The sequence below is a fragment of the Bradyrhizobium sp. CCBAU 45384 genome, from assembly GCF_028128665.1.
GTDB lineage: Bacteria > Pseudomonadota > Alphaproteobacteria > Rhizobiales > Xanthobacteraceae > Bradyrhizobium > Bradyrhizobium manausense.
The window spans coordinates 21,167-46,698 of sequence record NZ_LBIZ01000105.1 but is presented as its reverse complement, the minus strand read 5'-3'; the positions used below and the strand labels follow the sequence as shown (position 1 = coordinate 46,698).

The following is a 25,532-nucleotide window of genomic DNA, read 5'->3' as shown; positions in this document are numbered from 1 at the left end:
GACCGAGTCCTCCTGGACCGCTCGTCCGCGGCGCGCCGTGCCGCGACCGCCATCCAATCGCGCAGCAATCCTCTGTCCTCTCTTGAAAAGGCTGCCCGGCGTTTGAGATCGTCAAGAGTCTCTCCGGGATGGCATCGCTCAAAATCCTGGCGGATCAGCGATTCAAGATATTCGGCGTCCTCCTGATCGGCACCGCCAAGGTCGCAATAGGAACGCATCGACATAATGCTCAGAGCCGATCCGTGCTATCAAGTGCGTCCAGCTCGGCATCTACCCTTTCGAGAAGACGCTCGATCTCCTCGCGCTCCCTTGGTCCAGGATTTTCTTCCAGGCGGCTGATCAGGTGCTGCTTGCGCGTGAGGAGCATTGCTATGCTCGTCATCGCAGGCGTGAGTTCGGTGTGCTGGTACATTGGTCTGAACCCGGTGTTGCTCTTTCGCGACAACAAGGAAGGCGATCGTGGGACGCTCAGTCTCGCCGAAGTGGGCTCTCGATACGCGCTAAACTCTTGACCGTACCGGCAGTTCCTCGGGCTGCAGCCTCTACGTGGACAAGCGACCCGGGTGCGGCCTCGGCAAGGTGCTCAAGGACGACATGGGCTGCAGCCGGGTCTATACATCGGCGGCTTCAAGGACTGCGCGGGTTCCGGCGGGGCGGTGGAGAAGCCGATCGAGCCGGGAATGTAGGGCAGGAATCCGGGTGGGCAAAGGCTCCGCCGGACCTCGAAGAGCGAAGGCGGATGCGTGCCCACTTTTCTGGCCAGCCGCTCTTCGAGACAGAAGTGGTGGGCACGTCGCTCGCGCTCCTTTGCCCACGCTAGCGCTTACTGCGCTGCCGCGCCGGTTGCGCGTGTATGAAAATCACATATCGCGTCACGATGCGTTCGGACGACGAGCACAATACCAACCAAAGTCTGAGCCGAAAATGCCTGAAATCACAGACTTGTAACTGGCCGGCTCGTTTCCTTCCCCAACTTCGTCACGATTGCTTCCATCATGCGACATGCCGGCGCCCCGGTTTGGGCGGCGTGCGATAGCCATCCCGGGTTCATCTTCCTTGCAGGAGTGTCGTCCATGCGAGCGCTTGATGTCGCGCGTCTTGCATTTGTCCTCACACTGATCAGCCCCCTGGCCCATGCTGCCGAGCCGGCACGCGAGATCAAGGGCCTCTACCTTATGACCGATTATCCTTCCGTCACAGCGAGGCCGGGCACCACCTCCAACATTTCGCTGCGCCTACAGGACTATGGCCTTGCGCCGGAGCCCTATCAGCTCTCGGTCGCCGGCGTGCCGGCCGGGTGGACCGCGACGCTGCTCGGCGGCGGCCAGCCGGTCGCTGCGGCCCAGCCGGCGCCTGACGCCAGCGTGTCGCTGCAGCTTCGGCTCGAGATTCCGAACGGTGCCGATCTCAGCCAGCAGACAATCACCGTCAAGGCCCAAGGCCAGGGCGCCAGTGCGGAGCTTCCGATCACGATAGCACTTGCCAAGGAGCTGCCGGCGAAGCTCACGGTGACTCCGACCCTGCCGTCGCTGCGCGGCAGCCCGAAATCGAACTTCGATTATACGCTCGCGATCAAGAACGATTCCGGCCGCGACGTGGTCGCAAGCTTCGATGCACAGGCGCCAAGCAACTTCGAGATCTCCTTCGCGGAAGCCTATGGTACGCAGGAGTTGTCCTCGATCCCGATCAAGGCCGGCGAATCCAAGGACATCAAATTGAAGGTGCGGCCGCCGAGCACGGTCGATGCCGGGCATTTCCCGGTCAAGGTGACGGTGAAGGCCGAGGACGTTTCGGCCTCGACCGAGGTTGCGCTCGACGTGGTCGGCCAGCCGCAGCTCCAGATCTCCGGCCGCGACGGATTGCTCAGCGCCCGCGCGGTCGCAGGACAACAGAGCTCGATCCCCGTGGTCGTTACCAATTCCGGCACGGCGCCGGCGGAGAACATCGTGCTTGCAGCCACCGCCCCGACAGGATGGAAGGTCACCTTCGAACCCAAAACCATCGATCGCTTGGTGCCCGGCAAGGACAGCGAGGTGCAGGCGCTGGTGACCCCCAGCGATAAGTCGCTCGCCGGCGACTACCAGGCCACGATCCGCGCGACCTCGCGGGGCGAGAGCGCCTCCAGCCAGTTCCGCATCACCGTCGGCACCTCGACGGTGTGGGGTATAGCGGGAGCCGGGGTCATCGGCATTGCGCTGCTCTTGATGCTGGGTGCGGTGGCAAGGTTCGGACGGCGATGAGCGACAGCCAGGCACAGGGCGCCGGCGTCCCGCGCGACATCGTGATCAGCGCGCGCGGCCTGACCCGGCGCTACGGCAACACCGCCGTGGTGGACGCCATCGATTTCGACATCGCGCGGGGCGAGGTGTTCGGTCTGCTCGGTCCGAATGGCGCCGGCAAGACCACGACCATCCTGATGATGCTCGGCCTGACCGAGATTTCCGGCGGCACGGTCAGTGTGCTCGGCTTCGATCCCGCGCGCGAGCCGCTGAAGGTAAAGAGCCGTGTCGGCTACCTGCCCGACGCGGTCGGCTTCTACGATCAGCTCACGGCAGTGGAGAATCTCGCCTACACCGCCAAGCTGATGGGCCTGCCCCGGGCCGAACGCGCGCGGCGGATCGAGGGGGCGCTGGCGCGGGTGCGGCTCAGCGATGTTGCCAACCAGCGCGTCGCGACGTTCTCGCGCGGCATGCGGCAGCGGCTTGGCCTCGCCGAGATCATCATCAAGCGCGCCGAGATCGCGATTCTCGACGAGCCGACCTCCGGGCTCGATCCGCAGGCGACGCTGGAGTTCCTTGCGCTCATCGACGAGCTCCGGAGCGAGGGTGTCACGGTGCTGCTGTCGTCGCACCTGCTCGACCAGGTGCAGCGCATCTGCGACCGTGTCGCGCTGTTCCAGGCCGGCCGCATCGTGCTGATGGGATCGGTGCCGGAACTGTCGGTCAAGGTACTCGGCGCGGGCTTTGTGGTCGAGGTCGAGGCGGAAGGCGCGGGCATCGCCCGGCGCTTGTCGATGATTCCCGGCGTGACGCAGGTGGAGACGCTGGCGTCCGATCGCTTCCGCATGACCGTCGAGCGCGATGTGCGGCCGGATGCCGCACGCGCCGTAGTCTCGGTCGACGGCGCGCTCAAGCGGTTGTCGGTTGATGAGCCTAGTCTGGAAGCGATCTATGCCCGCTACTTCCAGGCCGCGGCTCAAGGAGGCGACCGTCATGCGGCGTGAGGGTTCACCGTTCCAGGGCCTCGGCACGGTCTTCGTCAAGGAGCTTGCCGATCACATCTCCAGCGTCCGCATGCTGATGCTGGAGCTCCTGATCCTGTTCACGGCGCTCGCCGCGCTTTACGAGGCGATCACGAGCCTGCGGCAGAACACGGCGGAAGACCCGTTCCTGCTGCTGCGCCTCTTCACCACCGACCAGGCGCCGCTGCCGTCCTTCGTGGCCATCCTCGGCTTCCTCATCCCGCTGATGGCGATCGGGCTCGGCTTCGACGCCGTCAACAGCGAGCATAGCCGGCGGACGCTGTCGCGCATCCTCGCCCAGCCGATCTACCGTGATGCGCTCCTGATGGGAAAATATCTCGCCGCGCTCGCCACCATCGGCATCAGCCTCGCCGCGCTATGGCTGCTGGTGATCGGGCTCGGTCTGATCTTCCTCGGCGTGCCACCCGGCGGCGAGGAGATCGCGCGCTCGCTGGTATTCCTCGTCGTGGCGGTCTTCTATGCCGGGGTCTGGCTGTCGCTTGCCATGCTGCTGTCGATCGTGTTCCGCTCGCCGGCAACCGCGGCACTGGTGGCGCTCGGCATCTGGCTGTTCCTGACCGTGCTCTATCCCATGCTGGCGCCGGCCATCGCGCAAGTGATCTCGCCGCCCGACCCGCGCTACGCGATGCTCGGCCTCAACGATCCGCAGACCGCGATCTGGACCAGTATGCTGCAGCGGGTGTCGCCGAACGACCTGTTCGGTGAAGCCATGATCGCGGTGCTGTCGCCGACCACGCGCACTTTGGGCCCGGTCTTCATGGATCAGCTGCGCGGCGCGGTGATGGGTTCGCCCCTGCCGTTCGGTGAGAGCGTCACGATTGCCTGGCCACAGACCGTCGGCCTCATCGCCGGCACCATCGTACTGTTCGTCGTCGGCTACGTCCTGTTCCAACGGCAGGAGGTGCGGGCGTGAAGGCCGTTTGTAGGGTGCGCAAAGCATCCGAAGGTGGCGGTGCTCTGGAACAACGATAGTTCCGGGCAGTTTCCAGCCGATGACCCCAAGTCGGGGCTTGCCGTCGGCTAAAGCGCCTCCGAAAGTCAGCTATTTCCATGCCGAGCCTTCCCATGACTGCGGCGGGCTACGCCGTCCTCCAGGCGGAGCTAAGTGACCGCACCAGGATCAAGCGGCGGCAGATTGCCGAGCGCATCCAGCAGGCGATTGGCGACGATCCCAATCTCGTCGAGAATTCGGAGTATCAAGCTGCGCTGACTGAGCAAGGTCTCAATGAAGCTCGCATAGGTGACTTGGAAGCCAAGCTTGCGCGCGCGGAAGTCATCGATTTCTCCAAACTTTCCGGCGAAACTATCAAGTTCGGCGCAACGGTCTCGCTCAGGGACGAGGATACAGGCGAGAAACGAACTTGCCAGATTGTCGGCGAGCCCGAAGCCGATCCTGCTCAAGGCAAGATTTCGGTGAGCTCACCGATCGCCCGGGCATTGATCGGCAAGTCGAAGGGGGCGTTCGTTACTGTGGAGGCACCGGGCGGCGAGAAGAGCTACAGGATTGAGGAAGTCAGGTGGCTGCCATAGAACACTAGCCCTCTCCGCTCCGGCTGAGCGCGTTCCACCCAACCGCTCTATTCTGCTCGGAGTGCGAACCTCTGGGCCTTGCATCTAACGCAAGCCAGTGGATGCGCTACTCGCCTCAGCTGGCGGGGCGACTCTGACGACCACTGAGCTCGTGGCTTCGCCGCGCACGAGCGTAAGCTTCACGTCTTGGCCGACACGCGCGAGACCGATCTTGTTACGAAGTTGCGAGGCCGTGCGGATCGGGCGGCCATCCGCCATAGTAACGATATCACCCTTCCGCAAACCCGCCTTCTCAGCGGGAGAGTCCGGCGACACCTGCGCAATGACCGCACCTTCGTTGCGGCCTTGATTGGTCGATGGCTGGACGTCGCGCAGTGAGACCCCGATGCGGCCGCGCTCGACGCGTCCCTTGTCTACAATCTGATCCATGACCATCCGCGCCATGTTTGCAGGAATTGCAAAGCCGATCCCCACATTACCTCCACCCGGCGAAATGATAGCCGAGTTGATCCCGACCAACTCACCGTGAAGGTTGACCAATGCGCCGCCGGAATTTCCCGGATTGATTGCAGCATCGGTCTGGATGAAGTCCTCATAACCTTCTTTGCTCAATCCTGTACGACCCAGCGCACTCACGAGGCCAGACGTGACGGTTTGGCCAAGACCAAAGGGATTGCCTATCGCAAGTACGAAGTCTCCCACTTCAAGCGCATCACTGTCGCCGAAGCGAAGCCCTTGAAGCCCGACAGGGTTCTGGATCTGCAGTACAGCAACGTCGGTAGGGGGATCGCGCCCGATTACTTTTGCAGAAAGCTGGCGGCCGTCCTTGGTCGTAATCTGGACCATAGAGGCACCCTCGACAACATGGTTGTTGGTCAGAACGTACCCGCGCGTGGCATCGACGATGACTCCCGAACCCGTGGAATTGACCTCTTTCTCGACCTGCTTGGGAATGTCGAAGAATTCGCGGAAGAAGGGATCACGATAAAGCGGATTGTCTTCGCGCACACGGCCATGCACGGAAATGTTGACTACGGCGGGCGTCACTTGTCGAACCACCGGCGCCAATGTTGGCACAGTACCGCCTGTCTTCAGGTCCGGCACTTGAGCTGAGGCTGGTGGAGACGCGAAGAACGCGGCAACTAAAACCCATGCCAATATTGTTCGCTGACCAAGCATCTCGATCACTCCTGCATGCGCGTGGAGTCATCAAGCAGAGGCAGCAGCTCTCGTTGCCATGCCACGATCGGAATTGCCCAGGCCGCTGCGGCGTGGCCAAGCAGAACGATGCCCAGAACGGCTTCTGTAACCATCACAGGCTCCTCTGCTGTGCGGCGGCCGCCCAAGGCCGCCGCAACCGCATGGGGACGCCGCCGCCACGGGGCGGATCGTCATCGTCGCCGCCATCGAGCTGACGCAACGCTCCAAGTATGTCGCTCAACCGTACCGAAGGGCCGGTGCCAGGGATCTCCAGCAAATCGGGACGGGATTCCACGGCGTACATGTCGGACGCCCATGAAGACAGGATGATTCGCTTCTCGGGGGTCGAGAGCTCCTTGTCATTCAGGACTTCCGTCGGCGAACCGTAATGAGCGGCGGGGTGGAAGAATGGATGCATGCCACCGCCATCAATGTTGACGTTGGTCATGGGTGCCTCCCTATAACTCCTTTCTAAAGGGATGGTGCTTACGTTATGAGCGGCGGCGCGACGTGCGTCGCCACCCGGGGTTCCGTATTGGTGAGCAATGATGCTCGCGGCGAGATCGCTCCGAGGGAGCGCGACCTAGCTCGAGGTCACAACTCAGCATCCAGGTCGAGCGAGTCTATGCTGCCTTCTTCTGCTCAATTTGAGACGAAGAGGCCTCTCCACTTCCGATCTGGATCTTCCGCGGTTTCATCGCTTCCGGAATTTCTCGAACGAGATCCACGATCAAGAGACCATCCTGGAAGGATGCCTGCTTCACCTGAACATAATCGGCGAGGCTGAAGACTCTCCGGAACGGTCGCGCCGGGATACCGTGGTACAGATACTCGCGCGCGGCACCATCAGACTTCTTGCCCTCGATCGTGAGAGCATTCTGCTCGGCCGTCACGGAGATATCGTTGGCGCCGAAGCCGGCCACGGCCAGCGTGATTCGATAGTGATCCTCACCGGACCGCTCGATATTGTACGGAGGATAGTTGTCCTCTGTCGGCTGGCGCGACATGCCCTCGACAAGGTCAGCCAGATGATCGAAGCCGACGGTGGTGCGCCAGAGTGGCGTAAAATCAAGTGTCCTCATAGCCAAGTCCTCGTAAGAGCAATATGGATACGAAGCTAGGCAGGACGGGAGTTTCGGTTGGGTCGAATACCTCCGGTCCAGCGTCTTGTGCCGAACCCCGCCTGGCGCTCGACACACCGCAGTCGCGGCTGAGAAACGAACTAGAACTGACATGCGCGAGTTCAAGAGGCCATGCGCACTTTTTCCGCGGAAGCTCGCTCAGTGACTACGCGGCGAAGCGTTCCGGGAGAGCACCCTGTCGCAGATCATCTATCACGCGCTGCTCTCGCTCAATTCGGGATTGATAGAGCTGGCGTTCTTCCTCACTCTTGGCGGTCGAAAGGAGGCGCTCGTAGTGACCGATCACCTTCTGACTGCCCCAGATGAGAAAGTCGCGAACGTCAGGTCGGAATGTTGCGCGGAAGGCCAGGTCGGAACTTCCGCGTACGGAATGCCTCGCCGAATTCGGTCCCGACATGATCGCCGCTCCCTCTTCGCACTGAAATGGGAGCGGCCTGACGGACCGCTCCCTGAGGTTCAGCTTGTTGCAGCCGGTCCGATAGGACGGGGCGTCGGCTGCGGAAAGATGCTGGTCGGCGCAGAGGTCGGCGGCAGCAAGATGTCGATCTTCATCTTTGCTGGCTCCGGCTGCCATTTCATCCAGGGCATCGTATCGAGATATGGGATTGGCGGCAGCGGCAGGCCCGTGAAAGCACTCTGCATCGTCTCGGCTCCGCGCGGGCTCTCCATGCCGTAGGCGCCGAAGGCGGTCATGGAAATTGCGCCGCCCATTAGCAGAGCGAGCAGCCGTTGCCGCAGATTTCGGTTAGTCTCCGTCCGGGCGGAGAACGTATGGTGATGGCTCAGCATCTATACTCCTCCAATCGTTCGAAAACAGATCCAGGCGATGGTGAGAAAGCTCAGGGAGAACATGAACCAATGCATCGCGTCCTGTTTCATCCTGAGCCGACGACGGTCAGACCTGTTCATGCGAGACTCCGTCTTTGATTCTCTCCTCTCATCGGCAGAGCCCGGCCGTCCTCGGCCGTCCTCGGCCGGGCTCAATTGATCAGAAGTCCATAGCGGGAGCTGCCGGAGTTGGTTCTGCCTTCTTCGGCTTCTCGGCCACGAGCGCCTCGGTGGTGATCAGCAGCGCAGCCACCGACGCAGCGTCCTGCAAGGCGGTACGGACGACCTTGGCAGGATCGATCACACCGGCTTTCACCAGGTCCTCGTACTCGCCAGTCGCCGCGTTGAAGCCCCAGTTGTAGCTCTGATGCTCCAGAAGCTTGCCAACGACGAGTGAACCATCCTCGCCGGCGTTTTGCACGATCTGGCGAGCCGGCATCTGAATGGCACGGCGAACGATATTGATGCCCGCCTTTTGGTCGGCGTTCGCCGTCTTGATGCCATCCAGCGCCTTGGAGGCACGCAGGAGGGCCACCCCGCCGCCCGGGAGAATGCCCTCTTCGACCGCCGCGCGAGTTGCGTGCATCGCATCATCGACGCGATCCTTGCGTTCCTTGACTTCGACCTCCGTCGCGCCGCCCACGCGGATCACCGCGACGCCTCCGGCAAGCTTGGCCAGGCGCTCCTGCAGCTTTTCGCGATCATAGTCGGAGGTCGTGTCCTCGATCTGGAGCCTGATTTGCTGGGCGCGCGCCTCGATATCCTTCTTGGCGCCCGCGCCGCCGACGATGGTGGTATTGTCCTTGTCGATGACCACCTTCTTGGCGCGCCCGAGCATCTTCACCGTCACCTTTTCCAGCTTGATGCCGAGTTCCTCGCTGATCACATTGCCACCGGTCAGGATGGCGATGTCCTCCAGCATGGCCTTGCGACGGTCACCGAAGCCTGGCGCCTTGACCGCCGCGACCTTCAGTCCGCCGCGCAATCTGTTGACGACCAAGGTCGCAAGCGCTTCGCCTTCGATGTCCTCCGCGATGATCAGGATCGGCTTACCGGACTGAACGACCTGTTCCAGCAACGGCAGCATGGTCTGCAAGCCGGAGAGCTTCTTCTCGTGAATCAGGACGTAGGGATCCTCGAGTTCGACGCGCATTTTTTCGGTGTTGGTGACGAAGTAGGGCGAGATGTAGCCGCGGTCGAACTGCATGCCTTCGACCACTTCGAGCTCGGTGTGCAGGCTTTTAGCCTCCTCGACGGTGATCACGCCTTCATTGCCCACCTTGTTCATGGCATCCGCGAGAAAACGCCCAATTTCGTTGTCACCATTGGCCGAAATCGTGGCAACCTGGGCGATCTCGTCATTGGATGTAATCTTCTTGGCGTGTGATTTCAGATCAGCGACGACGGCATCGACAGCGAGGTCAATGCCCCGCTTCAAGTCCATCGGGTTCATGCCGGCGGCGACCGACTTGCTGCCCTCTTTGAAGATGGCTTCAGCGAGTACGGTCGCTGTGGTGGTGCCGTCGCCGGCCACATCACTCGTTTTGGACGCGACTTCGCGCACCATCTGCGCGCCCATGTTCTCGAATTTGTCTTCCAGTTCGATCTCCTTAGCGACGGTCACACCATCTTTGGTGATGCGCGGCGCACCGAACGATTTTTCGATCACGACGTTGCGACCCTTCGGACCGAGTGTGACCTTCACCGCGTTAGCCAGTGTGTCGACGCCCCGCAGCATGCGCTCTCGGGCCTCGGTTGCGAACTTCACGTCCTTGGCAGCCATTTTTGTTTCTCCTTTCCCTTTATGACTGCTAGTGCGCTAGGCTGCCTTCTTGACGGTGCCTGTTTTGTCGATGACACCCAGAAGGTCGCTCTCCTTCATGATGAGGAAGTCCTCGCCGTCGATCTTGACCTCCGTGCCGGACCACTTTCCGAACAGGACGAGGTCGCCTGACTTGACGTCGAGTTGAACGAGTTGGCCCTGTTCGTTGCGCGCGCCGGGGCCAGTGGCGACAATCTCACCCTGCTGCGGCTTCTCCTTTGCTGTGTCTGGAATGATGATGCCGCCAGCGGTTTTTTCTTCGGCGTCGAGACGTCGCACGAGCACGCGATCGTGCAAGGGACGGAAATGCATGCACATCCTCCTTGGGCAGGTTCAGCGATGTCCAAAACCGGGTCCATAGCGGCCCCCGGGCGAAAATCCACCTAGGAGCCGAGGTTCTACTTTCAAGAGGAAGTGAGCAAATTTTCTGCGCCGGGCGAGGCTTAGCTAGTGTCGGAATCGCTCGCACGTTGAAAAGTTGGACCACCGAACCGAGATGTTGCTCGGCCGCGGAGCATCCGGGCGCGGCAGATTGGAGCATCGTCGAAAGGAGGGTGATCAGAGATGCGGACGTTATTGGTACTTGCTGCTCTACTCGGGATGGTGGTTTCGCTACAGGCGAAACAAGCGGATTCGCCGCGAGCCGTGCGAGGCCCCGACGCCACCGTCAAGCAGATTGTCAGCAATCAAAGCGGCCAGTCGCCGGCCAAGCCTGCAAGAACGAGGTCCGATGGCCGGAAGGATCGTGATTTTTCGGCGGAGGCTATTGTGCCTGACATCTGCGCCGGCTGCTGAGCGATCAGCAGCCGGCCAGCGTTCAAGCGCTTGCTCAAGCAGGCTCCAGATCCGGAAGGCGTGCGCATAGCATGGTCTTGATGCGCTTCAACGCACGGTGCTCGATCTGGCGGATGCGCTCACGGGAAATACCGAAAGTATGCGCAAGATCGTCGAGCGTGCTTTGCTGTTCTGCCAGGTAACGCGCTTCGACGATGGTGCGTTCTCGCGGGGAAAGCGCATTGAGCGCCTCCGAGAGTGCGGCCCTCTGCCGTTCGCGCTCTCCGGCCTCGGTGAGCAGGGACTCGGGGTCAGGAGATGAATCGGCGAGCCGGTCCTGCCATTGCTCGCCTTCGTCGGCACTGAGCTGAACATTCAGCGTCATGTCGCCACGGATTCGCCCGTTCATCTCGACGACATCGGCTTCCTTGACTTGAAGATGCTCTGAGATCTGCCTCACTTGGTCTGCCGAAAGCTCGCCATCATCAGGCGCACCCAGCTGTCGCTTCAGCTTGCGCAGGTTGAAGAACAGCTTTTTTTGCGCCGCCGTTGTGCCGAGCTTCACCAGTGACCACGACCGCAGGACAAATTCCTGAACGGATGCCTTGATCCACCACGTAGCATAGGTGGCAAGGCGAAATCCCTTTTCAGGGTCGAACCGCTTGACGGCCAGCATCAGTCCGACATTGGCTTCCGAGATCAGGTCCGCAATCGGCAAACCGTAGCGCCGATATTTCAGCGCAATTTTGGCGGCAAGCCGTAGATGGCTCGTCACCAACCGATAGGCAGCTTCGCGGTCGCCAGAATCCCGAAGACGTCTCGCATACATCACTTCTTCCGACGCATCGAGCAGCGGGAAGCTACGTATCTGTTGCAGATACCGGGACAACCCCGCTTCCGAATGGATGGCAGGGAGGGCTGAGGCAATTGACATGACTTGCCCTCCTTCAGACGCCAGAGCCGTTCTTGAGTTCGAACGGGCTGCCAAAAGGAAGATGCGACCACGCGAGCCCACCGAGGTGAGTGAGACCGGTGGAGCGCAAAGTGAAGGGACAGGTGGCTTTCATATCCAAATCCTCCATGGAGCAAAATGGCACGAACCGCCCCGTTGCCCGGCTTAGCTGGGCCCAGTAGGCGCCCAGTGACACTCAGGCCGGCGGCGCCGAAAGAACTGCGAAGCCAGTGGGTTGTTCCATGTTTCGACTAGCCCATTGGTCGGAAATTCTCCGTCTCGGACCATCGTCGACGATCGAGCGGCCGCCATCCGCCGGCCGAGCGAACGGTCCCAATCGGTGGGGCTTGCCATCGTGCCCGCAGTCACCCGCTCGAGTGAGATGGAGCGCAAATCCGCTTGCCCCAGGCCTCTCAAACCTGGCGCGGAGCTACATACTCGGTGATCAGGTAATCGCCGCCATTTTGTCGCCGATACGGAATCGGCGAGGGTGGCAAGCGACTGCATGCGCTCCTGCAGACCCTCGGCATCGCGTTCGAAGGGTCCTGTCGACTCCGGCGCGACGCATAAGGCCTTGAAACTGACTGAGCCCGTTCTAATTCCATTAGTGCAGCGCCCATGATGCGCTGCTCCGGGTGCCTTCTGAGGACCCGGTGATCGGGCGCCGGATACGGTGTCCGTGCGCCCCTAACCATGTTGCTCAAAGGAGGATGTGGCTATGACCACTTTTGACTTCAGCCCGCTCTGGCGATCGACCGTCGGTTTCGACCGCCTCTTCGATCTGCTCGAAGATTCCGCCCAATGGACGGGCGACAATTATCCGCCCTACAACATTGAGCGGAGCGACGAGGACCACTATCAGATCTCGCTCGCGCTGGCCGGCTTCTCGCCTGACGAGGTGACCATTACGGCGGAGCAGAACGTGCTGACCATCGAAGGCCGCAAGGCCGACAAGGGCGCGCACCAGTTCCTCTATCAGGGAATCTCGTCCCGCCCGTTCCGGCGGCAGTTCAATCTGGCCGAATATGTGCAGGTGAGGGGCGCTTCATTCATCGACGGCATGCTCAAGATCGAGCTGGTGCGTGAGGTCCCGGACGCCATGAAGCCGCGCCAGATTCCGATCCAGGCCAGCAACGACAACAAGACGATCGAGCACAAGCAGACGGCCTGAGGCCTGCCGGCTGACTGCATCCTCCGCGCGGCTTGCGCCGCGCGGAGGAGACAGCTTGTCTGTGTCGGCAGGAATGCTGATGTTCTCTCCTCGATCAATCGGGGTTACGCGGGATGGACGATTATCGAGATTTGGTAACTGTCAGCCTGACACTTGTGTGTGCCGGTGTCATGCTGGTCACAGGGCAGCTCTACCTCGAACAACACCCTACGCTGCTGAACCATCCGGTCGAGCAGCCCGAGCAACCTCAGACGCCGCCGGCCCTGATCTCGCGCGCGCCGTTGCCACAAGAGAACGCGACTGATCCGCACCAGGGCGTCAAGAACAACCGCAATGGCTGAACATACCGCCCTCCGGACCTGCTCCACCCTGCTCAAACGGCGCGCAGGCCTTCCTTGGGCATTTCCCGGACCAGCGCCTCAATATCGGCCTGCTCCAGCGTCTCCTTCTCCAATAGCTTCTTGGCCGCGCGGTCGAGGATCGAACGGCGCGTCGTCAGTATGCCTTCGGTCCGCTCAAGCACGCGATCGACAATATCCTTGACCTCGCGATCCACGGCCGCAGCGGTTTCCTCGGCATAGTCGCGCTCGCGAACCGGGTAGGGCCGGTCCGCGCTCGCCAGGAAATTTCCGGGATCGCGCTCATAGGCGACGCTGCCGAGCTTGTCCGACATGCCGTAACGCGTCACCATGCTGCGGGCGATGTCGGTGACGCGGCGTAGATCGTCGGCCGCCCCCGTCGAGAGATGGCCGAACACGATCAACTCCGCAGCTCGGCCGCCCAGCAGGACCGCCATCTTGTTCTCGAGCTCCTCCTTGGTCATCAGGAAGCGATCCTCGATCGGCCTTTGAATGGTGTAGCCGAGCGCGCCGACACCCCGTGGAATGATCGAGACTTTGTGCACGGGATCAACGCCGGGCAATGAAAGCGCGACCAGCGCGTGCCCCATCTCATGAAAGGCGACGATCTCCCGCTCCTTGGGATTGAGCAGTCGATTGCGCTTTTCCAGGCCGGCGACCATACGCTCGACGGCATTGTTGAAGTCGCTCATGCTAACGGAATCGCCGCCGCGTCGGGTCGCCAGAAGGGCCGCCTCATTGACCAGATTGGCGAGATCGGCGCCGGTAAAGCCCGGCGTCAATGCCGCGACAGCATCGGGTGCCACGTCAGTTGCGATCTGCACCTTCTTCATGTGAACCTTGAGAATCTCGATCCGGCCTTTCTTGTCCGGTCGGTCAACCAGGACCTGTCGATCGAAGCGTCCGGCCCGCAGCAGAGCGGGATCGAGGATTTCCGGCCGGTTGGTGGCAGCCAGGATCACGAGGCCAGAGCCAGAGTCGAAACCATCGAGCTCGACCAGCAGCTGGTTCAGCGTCTGTTCCTTCTCGTCGTGCCCGCCGGCAAAGGGGCCGATGCCGCGGGCCCGGCCCAGCGCGTCGAGCTCGTCGATGAAGATGATCGCCGGCGCCTTCTCGTGGGCCTGCTGGAACAGATCCCGCACGCGCGCCGCACCGACGCCGACGAACATCTCGACGAACTCCGACCCCGAGATCGAGAAGAACGGCACCTTGGCTTCGCCGGCGACGGCCTTTGCCAACAGCGTCTTGCCGGTGCCGGGCGGCCCGACCAGCAATACGCCTTTCGGCATCCGGCCGCCGAGCCGGCCGTAGTCGGTGGGGTTCTTCAGGAAATCGACGACCTCGCGAAGTTCGTCCTTGGCTTCATCGACGCCTGCAACATCCGCAAAGGTGATGCCGGTGTCGGATTCGACGTAGATCTTGGCCTTGCTCTTGCCGATCTGCATCAAACCGCCGCCAAGGCCGCCGCCTTGGGCGATACGCTGGCCGATGTACCACCAGACGCCAAAGAACAGCAGCACCGGCATGAGCCATGAGAGCAGGTCCCGAAGGAACGTGCTTTCGATCTGGCCGGTGAAGTGGACGTGGTATTTTTCAAGCTCCTGCGCGACGTCCTGGTCGACGCGGGTGGTTACGAATTGCTTCTGTCCGCCGGGCAGCGGCTCCTTCAACAATCCTTGTATCGTTCGGTCGGAAATGCCGACGCTACCGACCTTACCGTCGCGGAGCAGTTGTTGGTATTCACTGTAGGGAATGATGGCGATCCTATTCGCCGTGGTGATGACGTACTGAATGAAGAACAGCGCGCAGACAGCGAAAATCGCGTAAGCGACGTTAAACCGGCTCTTTTTGGTCATGCGGCAAACCCGAGTTGTCTGCGGAACAACCGGGGAGAACGAGCTTGGTTTCAGCGCCCGCGGCGTGTCGCGCACTCCGGGCCTAAGAAGAGGCCCGACGGAGTCGGGCCTCTCCTCATCACCAGGCGTACCAGTAGGGATCAACCGGCCGATAGTAGCGGACTACCCGATATGGGCGCCCGTAGTAGTAGGGCGGACCATAAACCGGTCCATAATAGATCGGGGGTGCGGTAGCGGCCGCTAATGTTCCCGCGAACAATCCGAGAGCAAGCCCAGGACCGATACCCGGACCGCCCCAACCATGGTGACGCCAATGGGCCGAAGCCGGCGCAATCGATCCGATGAGGAGCGTTGCCGCCGCGACGATTGCAAGAGCAAGCTTTCTCATGTCGTTTCCCTCAACTTTCTACGCGCTTTGCGCACTTATCTCATCATGGTCCTCTTAGCCGAACCACCGTTCGGCTATAGACTGAATTAGAAGTGTCCGCGGCGAGTTCAAGTAACAAGCGCACATCGCATGCCGCTGCGTGTACGACCATCAGCGCAACGTGGATGATATCGTTCACTCGCCGCGGATGCGCCGACCGCCGACGAGTGGGTCAGCTACCATTGGTCGCGGTTAGCGATAACCGGCGCGGGTCAAAGCCCAGTCGAGTTCGCGCAACGAAGCCTGGACCAGCACTTGCCCGCCGATCGTGACGGTTGGACTTGCAATCCGTCCGCCGGCCAACCATTCGAGCTGACTTCGCGCCTCCGGATATGCCTCCAATCCACGAAGTGATAAAGGCACGCCAGCCCGATCGAGATGACGGCGCACCATCATCGTGGTTCCACGCCAGCGGCTGCCATAGACAACGATATCGCCGGCATGTGGCGGAGGTCGAAACACAGAGGAAGTGGACGCATACATGGGAATGCTCCATCAAGCGGCCTTGCGCGTTCGCAAGTCCGTCCCGGACCTCGAACAGTTCATAGATGTCCGGGACATTTTTTGGCGAGACGTGTGCGTAGCGAATGATGCCACAGCATCGATGACATACAGGGCGCGCTCGGAAAATCCCTCAGGTTCGCGCCAGACACGGTAGCTCCGGACGACATCGCCCATTCGCAGGTTGCGAGGTTCGCCGTGCTCCCATCGCCATGTTAGATCTTGTTCTCTGGAGGACACTCCGGGCACGTATCGCCGATCGAATCCAGGACATCTTTAACTTCCGCGGTCGCTTTATCCGGAGAGACGCCGGCCGGCGGGTCCTGGTGCTCGTGCCGATCCTGGTTTGATCGTCGGGACGCGATCAATATTCGCTCCTGGCCTGCAGGAAACGCAGACAATCGCCACAAAGTTCACCGACACGCTCCCCAGTCAGTCTCCACGCAGGCCGCGATGTCCCAGTATTCACTCGAAGTGTTGCGTCAGCGCTATGTCGTCGAGAAAAGACCGCTCGAGGCCAGCGTCGAGCAGATCTTGCGGGCCGACACCCGGGCGGGAGCGCGTGCCATCCTGGCTTTGATCGATAAACGCCGCTTCGAAAATAGATCCGAAGGCCAGCGCCTCCGCAAGATGCTCCGCTTCGAGACCTCTCTCTGGGAAAGCGGCCATCATGCCGTGGCCGGCGTGGACGAGGCTGGAATGAGCCCTCTCGCAGGGCCGGTCTCCGCTGGCGCCGTGATTCTAAAACCAGGCACACGGATAGTCGGCATCGACGACTCGAAAAAACTCGACGCTGCGGCTCGCGATGAACTTGCCAAGGAGATCAAGGAAAAGGCTGAGAGTTGGTGTGTGGCGTTCGTCGAAGTCGAGGAGATCGACGCGATCAATATCTATTGGGCGGGCATTCAGGCTATGCAGCGTGCGGTCCGGGGCCTGGGATTGACGCCGCAGCACTTGCTGATCGATGCGAAGCGGTTGAAGGAAATCGACATCCCTCAGCAGGCCATCGTTAAAGGCGACGCCAAGTCCGCCAGCATCGCCGCCGCCTCCATCCTCGCGAAAGTCGAGCGCGACGCCGTCATGCGGACGCTCGACCTGCGTTACCCCGGCTACGGCTTCGCGGATCACAAGGGCTACCCGGTGCCGGCTCATTACGACGCGCTCGCCAGGCTTGGCGCATGCGCCGCTCACCGGAGGTCGTTCGGACCTGTACGCAAAGCTCTCGGGTTACCGCCCCTGCCGCCCTGGCCTTCGGCATCCGAGCGCGCCGCCGGCTGAACTCTACATCGAACGCTTCGGCTCGGCGGCATTATTTTCGCGACCAGTTCTTTTCGCGAACAACGTCCTTCGCGTTCTTGTCGGACCGCAGGCCGAGATAGACCGGCTGGCGCAGCTCGCCCTTGCTGGTCCACTCCGCGAACTTCACTTCCGCGACCAGCGAAGGGCGCACCCAGGTCGTGACCCCCTCATCCTTCACCTTGGCAGGAAAGGGCGACTTCGCCGTCTTGAGCCTCATGAGCTTGCCGTGAAGCTGTTCGAGAACTTGGTGGCTGAACCCGGTGCCGACGTGGCCGATGTACCGCCATACATCACCTTCCCGTACCGCTAAGACGAGAGCGCCGAAAAAGGGTCGGGTTCGCCTCGGGGCGGTGAACCCGGCGATCACGACCTCCTGCCGCTGAGCGGTCTTTACCTTCAGCCAATCGTTGGTCCGGCGTCCGGACGCGTACGGGCTGTCGGCGCGCTTGGCCATGATGCCTTCGAGATGTCTCTGCTCGGCTTCTGCGAAGAACTTCGTTCCCTTACCTTTGCGGTGGTTGCTGAACGCGATTAGCTTGTGGCGCGGCAAGATGGTCTTGAGCCGCTGCTTGCGCTCGAGGAGCGGCAGCGCGCGCAGGTCCTCGCCGTCTGCGAACATGAGATCGAACGCGCAGTACAAAAGCTTGGCCTCATGGCGCAGGGCATTCTGAAGCAACTGAAAATGGGATACGCCGTCTTTGCCGATCGCGACGAGCTCGCCATCGATCACGGCGTCCGCCTTCACGCCCTCAAGGGCTTTCGCGACCTCGACATAGGAGTGGCTGATGATTTTCCCGTTGCGGCTGTAGAGCGCGACCCGACCATGCCGGATTTCCGCGACCATGCGGAAACCATCGTATTTGTCCTCGAAGACCCAGTTGGGATCGTCGAACGGTGAATCGGTCAGCGTGGCCAGCATGGGCTGCAGGCGAGGAGGCAGGGTTGATTTTCGGGGCATGGCCGGATCTTTCTACAGAGCTGGCAAGGCCCGAAACGAGGAGAGCGGAAGGCGAACCCGCGCGGCATCGCCAGCCACGACCGTCCCGCCGGTCCGTACCACGCCCAGCACGCCGGATTTGAATGGAGGGCCCCTTTCCGCCGACGAGAGCACCTGCCGCTTAAGGCCGGCTCGGAAGCGGTCGATGAGGACGCAGGGCGTCCGGAGGCCGGTTAGCTCAACGACCGCGGCTGGCCCGAGCTCGATCAGCGTCCCGAGCGGCATCCGTTCGAGGTCCAAGCCGGCGGTGGTGATGTTCTCGCCGAGCTCTCCCGCTGCAACTGAGAAGCCCGCATCCGAGAGGGTCGCGAAGAGCTCGGATGGGATCATGTGAACCTGCCGCAGTTTGGGAAGATGCGGCCGACGACGGGCGAGATAGCGATGCCGGACGAACGCGCCGGCGTGGGCGTCCCCTTCAACGCCATGGCCTTCCACCAGGACTATGCGGTCCTGGATCGATTTGCTGAAATGGTGCCCACGGCCGGAGGCGACCGCCACGACTCTCCCCTCGAGCGCTATATCGTGCCCCTGCGGCATCAGGCGGCGCGGTCAAGCGAGCGCCGCTTCTGGCGCAGATAGCGCGTGATCTCCGCAAGCGTCATCGCGTTCAGGACCCGTTCGGCAGGGACACCGCCCTTGCGGGCCATCATGACGCCCCAGTGCATGTGGTCGAGCTCTGGAATCGAGTGCGCGTCCGGATTGATGCTCAGCATACAGCCGAATTCCAGCGCCGCCTGGTGCCAGCGCCAATCTAGGTCGAGACGCCATGGGTGCGCGTTGATTTCGACCACCACGTCATGTTTGGCGCAGGCCCGCAGCACCTTCTCGACGTCGATTTCGTAGCCTGGCCGCCGCTGCAGCTGCCGGCCGGTCATGTGGCCGATGATGGTCGTGTGAGGATGGGAGATCGCCCGAAGCAGGCGCTGCGTCTGCGCCTTGCGGTCCAGCTTAAAGCGGCCGTGGATGCTGGCGACGACGAAGTCAAACCGTTCAAGCACCTCGTCTTCGTAGTCGAGCGAGCCGTCCGCCAGAATGTCGGACTCGATGCCCTTGAGGATCCGGAAATCCTTGCCGAACCGCTTGTTCAGGCGGTCGGCTTCCCGGTGCTGCTGCGCGATGTCCTCGACGGAGAGGCCGCCGGCATAGTGGGCGGACTTGGAATGGTCGGCCACGCCGAAATACTCAAAGCCCCGCTGGCGCGTGGCCTTCGCCATGGTCTCGAGCGTCTCGGTGCCGTCGGAGGCATCGGTGTGGCAGTGAAGGATGCCGCGCAGGTCCTGGTCGGTGACGAGCTTCGGTAACTTGCCTTTCAGAGCCGCCTCGATCTCACCGCGCCCCTCCCGGAGCTCAGGGTCGATGAAGGGCAGACCGAGGGCGCGGTAGATCTCAGCCTCCTCGCCGGCGATCAGGGTGCGCCCCTTGTGCAAGCCGTCGGGCTCCAATCGCATCCCCTTCTCCGCCGCCAAAGCCTGGAGTTGTTCGATATGAGCGGCGGAGCCTGTCGCGAAGAGGAGAGCAGCGCCGAAGTGCTTGCGGTCGGATACTCGGATTTGCAGCCCATCGGCCGATGGCGTCGATGTCTTGTCCAGCTTGGCAGCCTCCGCAACGATCGCGAGGTCGCCAACGAGTTCGCAGCCGCGGCGGAAATCGCCGGCGATCGTCACACGCTTGAGTTCGGGGCGGGACTTGCGGATCGAGTCCTTCGCATGCGCGAGCAGCGCGGCAGCGCGGTGCAGGTGGAGGCGTCCTTCTCCGCTTTTGGCGATCGCGACGTTCTGCAGGATCTTGGTCTGCAGCGCGGCGCCGAGTCCTTTCGCCTTCTTGATGCGGTCATCCTTGGCGGCGGCCTCCAACTCCGAGAGCGAGCCGATGCCGAGATCCTTGTACAGGCGCAGCACCTTCTCCGGACGAAGGCCAGGCACGGCGAGCATCTCGAGTACGCCCGCGGGAATCTCCTTCCGCAGCTTTTCGAGGCTGGGATGACTGCCCGTCTTGTGAACCTTGGTGATAATGTCGGCAATAGCATCGCCGACGCCTGGGATCTCAGTAAGTCGATCTTCGGCGACGAGCACGTCAAGAGGAACGGCTAGGGCCGCCAAGCTGTCGGCGGCCCGAGAGTAGGCTTTTGCACGGTAGGGGTTGCCGCCAGCCAAGGCGGTGCGCTGCGCATATTCCCGCAGGAGACTTGCTACGGCGCGAGCGTCGAGGGAGGCCACTCAATGAACCTCCTGCTCTGGGCGATGAGGACTCGTTGTGGCAAAGCGAGCTCGAGCGGCCGGCTCATTCGGGCGACCATCCAGAGATCTTTCTAGTTTCTGCGCTGCCCGGAAGTCTTCCAGGTGCTGCGTGTTCGGGCCATACGCCGCCTCCTTCTTGAGGAGGTTATAGATTCGTGCCGCCACCAGTTGCAGGTGCTTCAATTTACCTCGCGGCATCGATCGGGCCTTGCAAAGAGCTCGGATCGCGTAGGCTCGGAAATAGTCGAATGCGTCTGACATGATGTCGGTAAACGCTTGTTCCCGCCGATAGTTCAGCCGCACGGGGCCACCTCAAAGGTCTTCGCGCAGTCCCTTGAACAAGGGTGCCGGACCTTGCCTTCGGCAGACTTCGCCCGGTACTCGATCTCGGCGAGCAGCTTTGGCTCGACCCAGATTCCCTTGTGCGCGATCCGCTTGGCATAGGGCTGCGTCTTCCGGATCAAGGGCTTCAGTCGCTTCTGCAGGTCGGCGGCGGAGACCTTGTCGAAGCCGTGGTCAACCTTGCCCGCGTAGACCAGGTCGCCGCCCTTGCGCCGGCCCAGGTAGATGCCGTCCCACTTGCCCTCGTCGAGTGCGAAGCCGGCGATGGCCAGCGTCTCCCGCTGCGTGCACGTCTTCTTGACCCAGGCGTTGCCGCGCCCGCTCGCATAGGCGCTGTCGCGCACCTTCGAGACCACACCTTCGAGGCCGAGCTTGCAGGCGTGCGCGAACATCGCCTTCCCGTCGATTTCAAAGCTTTCGCTGAACTGCACGTCGGTGCCGGCGATGATCTTCTTGAGCTCGGCCTTACGGCGGAGCAGCGGCTCCTTCCGGACGTCGCGGCCGTTCAGATAGAGAAGATCGAAAGCCACCAGGACGATGCTCTTCGAGGAGCCCTTGAGCTCGTTCTGCAGCACGGAGAAGTCGGTGCTGCCGTCCGCCGCGGGCACGACGATCTCGCCGTCGATGATGGCCGATCCGGCCTTGATGTGCCAGGCGTCGTCTGCTGCTTTGCGGAAGCGCTTCGTCCAGTCGTGGCCTCGGCGAGTGAAGATCGTGATCGCCTGGTTGGCCAGGTGGACCTGGACACGATAGCCGTCGAATTTGATCTCGTGAATCCACCGCGCTCCCGACGGCACCTTCTCGATCGAGGATACCAAGGCCGGTTCGACGAAGCCGGGGAACGGCGCCTTGACGCCGATCGCCGGTTTTCCTCGCGGCAACGCCACTTTCGAACTCCACACAACTCGAACGATGATTCAAACTGGCACAGAAGCATTCGTTCCGGAACCCGTGAATCCTATGCCGCGTTGGACCTTCATCGATCTACGACAGGAGCATCAGATGGCGACGGCGAAGAAGAAGACGGCGCGCGGGCGCAAGCAGGACCGGGCTCGGGTGGCCCGCGGGCAGAATTACGAGGTGCGGTACGAAGCGAAGAAGACTGGTCGCTCCGCTTCGGCGGTGAAGAAAGCCGTAAAGAAGGTCGGAAGCTCCAGGAAGCGCGTCGAGAAGCGACTGGGTCGCTGAGGGTCTATTCAGGGGGGCACTCGGGACAAGTATCGCCGATCGAGTCCAGCACGTCGCGCACCTCGGCAAGCGCTTCGTCCAGAGAGACGCCCGGCGGAGGATCCCGGCGGGCGAGATCGAGCGCGCGCTGGCGGGCGTGCGGGTCGGCGCGGTCCTGCATCCAGCCGTGCTCCTCGCATTCGCGGATCGCACCAGCCTCCTGCAGCACGGAGATTGCCCAGCCGCGCAGCGTCCGGATCGGCGGTCTCCGCTCCTTGAACATCAGCATCGAATTCTCTCCTGGTGCCCTCGACGAATCCTTGAGGGGGTCGGTGCGTTCCGCGCTGCTACCACAGCCCTGGGATTCGGAATCGTGGGGTCGCCGCTTTTCCACGTGTTCCCCGCTGTACGGCTTCGGAACAAGCCGCCAGCGCCTTGATTGAATCGAGAAGTGTCAGTTGCGTGGAGTGGGTTCGATGAGCGCCGAGAAGCAGGTACTGGAAGCCGTCGAGCGGGCTCAGGCGATCCTCGGGCGCTACGTGGAACCGGGTGAGCGGGACTGCGAGCGGACCATCAACGATCTTCTGGACGTGCTCGATCGCGACCAGGTGGTCGCCGCGGTCGAGGAGCTCGCGAGGCGCGGAGAGGCTGTCGACGAACTGCGGCGCCTGCTCAAGAGCGGCGCGCCTTCGTGGAGCTCTCCGCCCCGGAATTCGGTCGAACCGGACTTACCGCCGATGCCTCGCGACAAGCGACCGCAGGATCCCGCGATGGACGGAAGCGACATGCGCTTCGAGGGCTATCGTGTCGAGACCCGCGAACACGCCGGCGAATACCCCGACACCATGCCGCAAGTGATCGAGGTGACAGATGCCGAAGGGCGCAAGGCGGCGTACGTGCCGCTCAGCCGCGATGGCAAGGTGGTGGATAGCTCGGCGGTGGTGGAGAAGCTGAAGGACTGCAAAGACAGCGGCTGAAGCTCAGGCGGCGAGCGCCTTGTCTTCCTTCTCGCCCGTGGCGACGATCTTCAGCGCCGCGTCCGGAAGCGGCCGCTGCAGCGCCTTGGCTTCGTCCCAAGGGGCGCGCATCCAGACGTCGTATTCCTCGGTGGTGGTGAGGATCACCGGCATGGCCTTGGGATGCACACGCTTCACCTCGGCATTGGGCTCACAGGTCAGGAAGCCGAACACGTCGCAGGTCACCTCGCCCTCTTTAGCCTTCCGAACGCAGGTCCAGTTGGTCCAGAGGCCTGCGAACGCGAGCAGGGGGCGGCTCTCGTCCGGCGCGAACCAGACCGGCACTTTCTTGCCGTCGATCGCGTCGTACTCGGAAAATGACGTGAATGGCACCAGGCAGCGATGCTCCGGTCCGAGCCATCGCTTCCAATGCGCGCTGCTGATATTCCTGATGTTCGTCGTGCCGCCGTCCGGCTCCATCCGGAGCAATTCCTTGAAGTCGACCGTCTGGCCCTTGGCCTGCAGCTTCTCCGCGCGCTTCTTGGTCGCGTCCATCAGGGCCCGCTGCGAGCTCGGCATGCCCCAGCGTGCCATGACGATCTCCCGTCCCTCAGCACCGTTGCGCACGATCGGTGCGGGGTAGTCGGGAAAAATGCCTGGCATCGATGGCAGGTTGCCGACACTGCTGTTGAGCGCTCCGAACAGTCGACGGATCGCGTCGACGTTTTTTGTCATCGAGTAGAGATTGCACACGATCAAGTCTCCGAAGCGACCAGGCGGGGCCGCGACATCAGTTGCAGCAGCGTGGCGGACGGCCGACGGCCGGCCTTAGCACATTTGCTGCAGCGAAGCCGGCCGGCCAGGTCGTGGACAAATGTGGTCGGCGGATGACGCAGCGCCGCGAGGTCGACATCTCTTTTCGCCTTGCAGCGCGAGCATTCGATCTCGAGCGAGGCGAAGCCCCCGTTGATGGCTTGGTCGACCGTCGGCGATGGGTCAATGGGCCCGCCGTCCGCCCACATGCGCTCGTTCCAGGATTCGCAGAGTAACCTGTCGGCCTGACGAATGAGCGCTTCGCCTTTGGCCCGGGCTTCGGCAGCCTGTCCTGCGAGGATCGTCGTCATCGCGCGTGCCCGGCCGAGCTCCTTGCTGAGCGCCTTGCGGTCTCCTCCCGAGAGGGGCGTCGGATGATGTTTCGGTGCCATGGCAGCATCCAGGTCCGCACGCGCCGGCGACTACTCGAACGCAGGCCAACAGCCGTCTTCCTCATGACGCCCAGTTCGCTGGGTGCAGGTCTTGTCCAACAGCCGCTGGCCGACATCCTTCCAGAGCGCGTCCGGACCGTAGAGACGAGCGGCATCTGCCTTCTGGATCTCGACCACCCTGGCGCAGCGGCGGCAGCTCACCCGCAGAATATGTTGAGGAATTTGGCTCAGCCGCAGCCCCGCCCCGGATGGGACCGAGCGGGCCTCGGCGCGCGGGTCATCCAAGAGCGCCTCCCAGTATTCCTGCGGCAGATCATCGTCCGAAGCCAATCCTCGCTCCCAGGGCACGTTTTTGCGGACGAGGGCTGCCATCTTTTCCATCTGCTTGGGGGTCGGCATGCGCCAGCTCGCGGGTCGATTGGTCATGCCGCATTAGAACATAACAAGAACAAAAGAGTCGAGTCCCGGATCGAAAAATTGGGCCTTAGGCAAGGCGGCCCTTGTCGGAACCATGGTCTGCCGTTCGTCTTGATTCCAGGCCGTCTCGAACCGGAGTTCTGCGTACATGGCCCCCCGCGCCAACTGGAAAGGCTTCCTGCGTTTGTCGCTCGTGACGTGCCCTGTGGCACTCTATCCAGCCACCTCCGAGTCAGAGAAGATCAGCTTCAACCAGCTCAACCGGCAGACCGGCCATCGCATCAAGTACCTGAAGGTCGACGCCGACACCGGCGACGAGGTGCCGAACGAGGACATCGTCAAGGGCTACGAGCTCGACAAAGGGCAGTACATCGAGGTCACGAAGGAGGAGCTCGAGGAGATCGCGCTGGAGTCCACGCGCACGATTGAGATCGACGAATTCATCGACAAGTCCGACATCGATCCGCGCTATCTGATCCGCCCCTACTACATCCGTCCCGACGGCAAGGTCGGGCATGACGCCTTCGCGGTGATCCGAGAGACCATCCGCGAGATGAACAAGGTCGCCATCGGTCGCGTGGTGCTGACCAACCGGGAGCACATCATCGCGCTTGAGCCGCTCGACAAAGGTCTCGTCGGCACGCTGCTGCGCTACCCCTACGAGGTGCGCAGCGAGCAGGAGTATTTCGACGAGATCCAGGACGTCAAAGTGACGAAGGACATGCTCGATCTCGCCCGCCACATTGTGAACCAGAAGGCGGGGCGCTTCGAGCCCGAGAAGTTCGAGGACCACTACGAGACAGCGCTCATTGACCTCATCAACAGGAAGCGCGCTGGCAAGCCGATCACTCCGAAGGAGCGGCCCACGGCGACCAACGTGGTCGATCTGATGGAGGCGCTGCGCCGATCCGTCGGCAAGGAGGCCGCGCCGGCGAAGGCCACCAAGACAGCCAAGAAACCTCACAAGGCGTCGAGTGGCCAGAAGGAGATGCTGATGCCGATCGAGGGCAAGAAGCCCAAGGAGACGGCGGCGAAAAAGCCGGCGGCCAAGCCGCAGCGGAAGTCAGCCTGAGGTCGGAATAGGAGGA

30 protein-coding genes and 1 pseudogene are annotated in these 25,532 nt (G+C 62.2%); 10 read left to right on the top strand and 21 right to left on the bottom strand.

The annotated features are described in order from the left end of the window. Nucleotides 1–229 precede the first annotated feature (229 nt). The gene (locus tag XH80_RS15990) at nt 230–412 is read right to left on the bottom strand and encodes a hypothetical protein (protein ID WP_271599389.1); all 183 of its coding nucleotides are present in this window, start codon (nt 410–412) and stop codon (nt 230–232) included. Between the two features lie 661 nt (nt 413–1,073). Here XH80_RS15990 and XH80_RS15985 point away from each other — a divergent pair. The 4 genes from XH80_RS15985 to greA all read left to right on the top strand — a co-directional run bounded on the left by XH80_RS15985 (nt 1,074) and on the right by greA (nt 4,792). Further along, entirely contained in the window at nt 1,074–2,240 is a 1,167-nt protein-coding gene (locus XH80_RS15985) for a COG1470 family protein (RefSeq protein WP_271599388.1), read from the top strand. Next, nucleotides 2,237–3,223: an ABC transporter ATP-binding protein gene (locus XH80_RS15980; RefSeq protein ID WP_271599387.1), complete on the top strand. Its 987-nt coding sequence runs from the start codon at nt 2,237–2,239 to the stop codon at nt 3,221–3,223. Before XH80_RS15985 ends, XH80_RS15980 begins: the two co-directional genes overlap by 4 nt. Further along, nucleotides 3,213–4,175: an ABC transporter permease gene (locus tag XH80_RS15975; protein ID WP_271599386.1), complete on the top strand. Its 963-nt coding sequence runs from the start codon at nt 3,213–3,215 to the stop codon at nt 4,173–4,175. The genes XH80_RS15980 and XH80_RS15975 overlap by 11 nt, the downstream gene beginning before the upstream one ends. A 137-nt stretch (nt 4,176–4,312) precedes the next feature. Further along, complete coding sequence (gene greA, locus XH80_RS15970) at nt 4,313–4,792, top strand: transcription elongation factor GreA (RefSeq protein WP_271599385.1); 480 nt, start codon at nt 4,313–4,315, stop codon at nt 4,790–4,792. An 84-nt stretch (nt 4,793–4,876) separates the two neighbouring features. Here the strand turns inward: greA and XH80_RS15965 are convergent, their stop codons facing one another. From XH80_RS15965 to rpoH, 9 genes are all read right to left on the bottom strand, one after another. Further along, nucleotides 4,877–5,971, bottom strand: a complete 1,095-nt coding sequence (locus tag XH80_RS15965) for a Do family serine endopeptidase (RefSeq protein ID WP_271599384.1) — start codon at nt 5,969–5,971, stop codon at nt 4,877–4,879. Nucleotides 5,972–5,976: 5 nt separating this feature from the next. Then, a complete protein-coding gene (locus XH80_RS15960; protein WP_271599383.1) occupies nt 5,977–6,105 on the bottom strand; it encodes a hypothetical protein in 129 nt (42 codons plus the stop codon). Next, the gene (locus XH80_RS15955; RefSeq protein WP_271599382.1) at nt 6,105–6,440 is read right to left on the bottom strand and encodes a hypothetical protein; all 336 of its coding nucleotides are present in this window, start codon (nt 6,438–6,440) and stop codon (nt 6,105–6,107) included. Before XH80_RS15955 ends, XH80_RS15960 begins: the two co-directional genes overlap by 1 nt. 175 nt (nt 6,441–6,615) lie before the next feature. Then, nucleotides 6,616–7,074, bottom strand: coding sequence for an Hsp20 family protein (locus XH80_RS15950; RefSeq protein WP_061027349.1), 459 nt, complete (start codon nt 7,072–7,074; stop codon nt 6,616–6,618). Between the two features lie 205 nt (nt 7,075–7,279). Continuing rightward, nucleotides 7,280–7,531, bottom strand: coding sequence for a hypothetical protein (locus XH80_RS15945; RefSeq protein WP_271599381.1), 252 nt, complete (start codon nt 7,529–7,531; stop codon nt 7,280–7,282). 59 nt (nt 7,532–7,590) lie between these two features. Then, a complete protein-coding gene (locus XH80_RS15940) occupies nt 7,591–7,827 on the bottom strand; it encodes a hypothetical protein (RefSeq protein WP_271599380.1) in 237 nt (78 codons plus the stop codon). A 295-nt stretch (nt 7,828–8,122) separates the two neighbouring features. Then, nucleotides 8,123–9,745, bottom strand: a complete 1,623-nt coding sequence (gene groL / locus XH80_RS15935) for a chaperonin GroEL (protein ID WP_271599379.1) — start codon at nt 9,743–9,745, stop codon at nt 8,123–8,125. 36 nt (nt 9,746–9,781) lie between these two features. Continuing rightward, entirely contained in the window at nt 9,782–10,096 is a 315-nt protein-coding gene (gene groES / locus XH80_RS15930; protein ID WP_271599378.1) for a co-chaperone GroES, read from the bottom strand. Between the two features lie 517 nt (nt 10,097–10,613). Next, the gene (gene rpoH / locus XH80_RS15925; protein ID WP_271599377.1) at nt 10,614–11,492 is read right to left on the bottom strand and encodes an RNA polymerase sigma factor RpoH; all 879 of its coding nucleotides are present in this window, start codon (nt 11,490–11,492) and stop codon (nt 10,614–10,616) included. A 736-nt stretch (nt 11,493–12,228) separates the two neighbouring features. Between rpoH and XH80_RS15920 the strand changes: the two genes are divergently transcribed. Together XH80_RS15920 and XH80_RS15915 are read left to right on the top strand one after the other, a co-directional pair. Beyond that, a complete protein-coding gene (locus tag XH80_RS15920) occupies nt 12,229–12,681 on the top strand; it encodes an Hsp20 family protein (protein ID WP_237863274.1) in 453 nt (150 codons plus the stop codon). Nucleotides 12,682–12,794: 113 nt separating this feature from the next. Further along, nucleotides 12,795–13,022, top strand: coding sequence for a hypothetical protein (locus XH80_RS15915; RefSeq protein WP_237863275.1), 228 nt, complete (start codon nt 12,795–12,797; stop codon nt 13,020–13,022). A gap of 32 nt (nt 13,023–13,054) precedes the next feature. On the opposite strand, the gene ftsH is transcribed toward XH80_RS15915, so the two are convergent. Together ftsH and XH80_RS15905 are read right to left on the bottom strand one after the other, a co-directional pair. Further along, entirely contained in the window at nt 13,055–14,896 is a 1,842-nt protein-coding gene (ftsH, locus tag XH80_RS15910) for an ATP-dependent zinc metalloprotease FtsH (protein WP_271599376.1), read from the bottom strand. 619 nt (nt 14,897–15,515) lie between these two features. Beyond that, nucleotides 15,516–15,806, bottom strand: a complete 291-nt coding sequence (locus XH80_RS15905; protein ID WP_271599375.1) for a glutaredoxin family protein — start codon at nt 15,804–15,806, stop codon at nt 15,516–15,518. A 471-nt stretch (nt 15,807–16,277) separates the two neighbouring features. On the opposite strand from XH80_RS15905, the gene XH80_RS15900 reads away from it, so the two are divergent. Then, nucleotides 16,278–17,102, top strand: coding sequence for a ribonuclease HII (locus XH80_RS15900; protein ID WP_271599374.1), 825 nt, complete (start codon nt 16,278–16,280; stop codon nt 17,100–17,102). Nucleotides 17,103–17,133: 31 nt separating this feature from the next. On the opposite strand, the gene ligD (XH80_RS15895) is transcribed toward XH80_RS15900, so the two are convergent. The 5 genes and pseudogenes from ligD (XH80_RS15895) to ligD (XH80_RS15875) all read right to left on the bottom strand — a co-directional run bounded on the left by ligD (XH80_RS15895) (nt 17,134) and on the right by ligD (XH80_RS15875) (nt 21,586). After that, a complete protein-coding gene (gene ligD / locus XH80_RS15895; RefSeq protein WP_271599373.1) occupies nt 17,134–18,081 on the bottom strand; it encodes a non-homologous end-joining DNA ligase in 948 nt (315 codons plus the stop codon). A gap of 12 nt (nt 18,082–18,093) precedes the next feature. Further along, nucleotides 18,094–18,618, bottom strand: coding sequence for an MOSC domain-containing protein (locus XH80_RS15890; RefSeq protein ID WP_442869147.1), 525 nt, complete (start codon nt 18,616–18,618; stop codon nt 18,094–18,096). Between the two features lie 38 nt (nt 18,619–18,656). Continuing rightward, the gene (locus XH80_RS15885) at nt 18,657–20,336 is read right to left on the bottom strand and encodes a DNA polymerase/3'-5' exonuclease PolX (protein ID WP_271599371.1); all 1,680 of its coding nucleotides are present in this window, start codon (nt 20,334–20,336) and stop codon (nt 18,657–18,659) included. Then, on the bottom strand, nt 20,337–20,660 hold the full coding sequence (locus XH80_RS15880; protein WP_271599370.1) for a hypothetical protein: 324 nt from the start codon (nt 20,658–20,660) through the stop codon (nt 20,337–20,339). It lies immediately after the preceding gene. Nucleotides 20,661–20,669: 9 nt separating this feature from the next. Then, nucleotides 20,670–21,586, bottom strand: a pseudogene (gene ligD / locus XH80_RS15875) (non-homologous end-joining DNA ligase). Between the two features lie 115 nt (nt 21,587–21,701). On the opposite strand from ligD (XH80_RS15875), the gene XH80_RS15870 reads away from it, so the two are divergent. Next, entirely contained in the window at nt 21,702–21,887 is a 186-nt protein-coding gene (locus tag XH80_RS15870) for a DUF3606 domain-containing protein (RefSeq protein ID WP_271599369.1), read from the top strand. Nucleotides 21,888–21,891: 4 nt separating this feature from the next. Here the strand turns inward: XH80_RS15870 and XH80_RS15865 are convergent, their stop codons facing one another. Then, complete coding sequence (locus tag XH80_RS15865) at nt 21,892–22,155, bottom strand: hypothetical protein (protein WP_271599368.1); 264 nt, start codon at nt 22,153–22,155, stop codon at nt 21,892–21,894. A 187-nt stretch (nt 22,156–22,342) separates the two neighbouring features. Here XH80_RS15865 and XH80_RS15860 point away from each other — a divergent pair, with 187 nt between their 5' ends. After that, nucleotides 22,343–22,843: a hypothetical protein gene (locus XH80_RS15860; protein WP_271599367.1), complete on the top strand. Its 501-nt coding sequence runs from the start codon at nt 22,343–22,345 to the stop codon at nt 22,841–22,843. Between the two features lie 3 nt (nt 22,844–22,846). Here XH80_RS15860 and XH80_RS15855 read toward each other — a convergent pair whose 3' ends face one another. Genes XH80_RS15855 through XH80_RS15845 form a run of 3 tightly spaced genes read right to left on the bottom strand, consistent with a single transcriptional unit; the run spans nt 22,847 to nt 24,453 of the window. After that, nucleotides 22,847–23,575 (bottom strand): SOS response-associated peptidase, encoded by a 729-nt coding sequence (locus XH80_RS15855; protein ID WP_271599366.1) that lies wholly within the window; start codon nt 23,573–23,575, stop codon nt 22,847–22,849. A gap of 2 nt (nt 23,576–23,577) precedes the next feature. Continuing rightward, nucleotides 23,578–24,027: a hypothetical protein gene (locus XH80_RS15850; protein ID WP_271599365.1), complete on the bottom strand. Its 450-nt coding sequence runs from the start codon at nt 24,025–24,027 to the stop codon at nt 23,578–23,580. Nucleotides 24,028–24,057: 30 nt separating this feature from the next. After that, nucleotides 24,058–24,453, bottom strand: coding sequence for a hypothetical protein (locus XH80_RS15845; RefSeq protein WP_271599364.1), 396 nt, complete (start codon nt 24,451–24,453; stop codon nt 24,058–24,060). A gap of 139 nt (nt 24,454–24,592) precedes the next feature. On the opposite strand from XH80_RS15845, the gene ku reads away from it, so the two are divergent. Continuing rightward, complete coding sequence (ku, locus tag XH80_RS15840) at nt 24,593–25,516, top strand: non-homologous end joining protein Ku (protein WP_271599363.1); 924 nt, start codon at nt 24,593–24,595, stop codon at nt 25,514–25,516. Nucleotides 25,517–25,532 lie beyond the last annotated feature (16 nt).

What these genes read in the sequence shown, in the direction of transcription:
- XH80_RS15990 (WP_271599389.1), bottom strand. Translation starts at nt 412, where the DNA reads ATGTACCAGCACACCGAACTCACGCCTGCGATGACGAGCATAGCAATG.
- XH80_RS15985 (WP_271599388.1), top strand. Translation starts at nt 1,074, where the DNA reads ATGCGAGCGCTTGATGTCGCGCGTCTTGCATTTGTCCTCACACTGATC.
- XH80_RS15980 (WP_271599387.1), top strand. Translation starts at nt 2,237, where the DNA reads ATGAGCGACAGCCAGGCACAGGGCGCCGGCGTCCCGCGCGACATCGTG.
- XH80_RS15975 (WP_271599386.1), top strand. Translation starts at nt 3,213, where the DNA reads ATGCGGCGTGAGGGTTCACCGTTCCAGGGCCTCGGCACGGTCTTCGTC.
- greA (WP_271599385.1), top strand. Translation starts at nt 4,313, where the DNA reads ATGCCGAGCCTTCCCATGACTGCGGCGGGCTACGCCGTCCTCCAGGCG.
- XH80_RS15965 (WP_271599384.1), bottom strand. Translation starts at nt 5,971, where the DNA reads ATGCTTGGTCAGCGAACAATATTGGCATGGGTTTTAGTTGCCGCGTTC.
- XH80_RS15960 (WP_271599383.1), bottom strand. Translation starts at nt 6,105, where the DNA reads ATGGTTACAGAAGCCGTTCTGGGCATCGTTCTGCTTGGCCACGCCGCA.
- XH80_RS15955 (WP_271599382.1), bottom strand. Translation starts at nt 6,440, where the DNA reads ATGACCAACGTCAACATTGATGGCGGTGGCATGCATCCATTCTTCCAC.
- XH80_RS15950 (WP_061027349.1), bottom strand. Translation starts at nt 7,074, where the DNA reads ATGAGGACACTTGATTTTACGCCACTCTGGCGCACCACCGTCGGCTTC.
- XH80_RS15945 (WP_271599381.1), bottom strand. Translation starts at nt 7,531, where the DNA reads ATGTCGGGACCGAATTCGGCGAGGCATTCCGTACGCGGAAGTTCCGAC.
- XH80_RS15940 (WP_271599380.1), bottom strand. Translation starts at nt 7,827, where the DNA reads ATGACCGCCTTCGGCGCCTACGGCATGGAGAGCCCGCGCGGAGCCGAG.
- groL (WP_271599379.1), bottom strand. Translation starts at nt 9,745, where the DNA reads ATGGCTGCCAAGGACGTGAAGTTCGCAACCGAGGCCCGAGAGCGCATG.
- groES (WP_271599378.1), bottom strand. Translation starts at nt 10,096, where the DNA reads ATGCATTTCCGTCCCTTGCACGATCGCGTGCTCGTGCGACGTCTCGAC.
- rpoH (WP_271599377.1), bottom strand. Translation starts at nt 11,492, where the DNA reads ATGTCAATTGCCTCAGCCCTCCCTGCCATCCATTCGGAAGCGGGGTTG.
- XH80_RS15920 (WP_237863274.1), top strand. Translation starts at nt 12,229, where the DNA reads ATGACCACTTTTGACTTCAGCCCGCTCTGGCGATCGACCGTCGGTTTC.
- XH80_RS15915 (WP_237863275.1), top strand. Translation starts at nt 12,795, where the DNA reads ATGGACGATTATCGAGATTTGGTAACTGTCAGCCTGACACTTGTGTGT.
- ftsH (WP_271599376.1), bottom strand. Translation starts at nt 14,896, where the DNA reads ATGACCAAAAAGAGCCGGTTTAACGTCGCTTACGCGATTTTCGCTGTC.
- XH80_RS15905 (WP_271599375.1), bottom strand. Translation starts at nt 15,806, where the DNA reads ATGTATGCGTCCACTTCCTCTGTGTTTCGACCTCCGCCACATGCCGGC.
- XH80_RS15900 (WP_271599374.1), top strand. Translation starts at nt 16,278, where the DNA reads ATGTCCCAGTATTCACTCGAAGTGTTGCGTCAGCGCTATGTCGTCGAG.
- ligD (WP_271599373.1), bottom strand. Translation starts at nt 18,081, where the DNA reads ATGCCCCGAAAATCAACCCTGCCTCCTCGCCTGCAGCCCATGCTGGCC.
- XH80_RS15870 (WP_271599369.1), top strand. Translation starts at nt 21,702, where the DNA reads ATGGCGACGGCGAAGAAGAAGACGGCGCGCGGGCGCAAGCAGGACCGG.
- XH80_RS15865 (WP_271599368.1), bottom strand. Translation starts at nt 22,155, where the DNA reads ATGCTGATGTTCAAGGAGCGGAGACCGCCGATCCGGACGCTGCGCGGC.
- XH80_RS15860 (WP_271599367.1), top strand. Translation starts at nt 22,343, where the DNA reads ATGAGCGCCGAGAAGCAGGTACTGGAAGCCGTCGAGCGGGCTCAGGCG.
- XH80_RS15850 (WP_271599365.1), bottom strand. Translation starts at nt 24,027, where the DNA reads ATGGCACCGAAACATCATCCGACGCCCCTCTCGGGAGGAGACCGCAAG.
- XH80_RS15845 (WP_271599364.1), bottom strand. Translation starts at nt 24,453, where the DNA reads ATGACCAATCGACCCGCGAGCTGGCGCATGCCGACCCCCAAGCAGATG.
- ku (WP_271599363.1), top strand. Translation starts at nt 24,593, where the DNA reads ATGGCCCCCCGCGCCAACTGGAAAGGCTTCCTGCGTTTGTCGCTCGTG.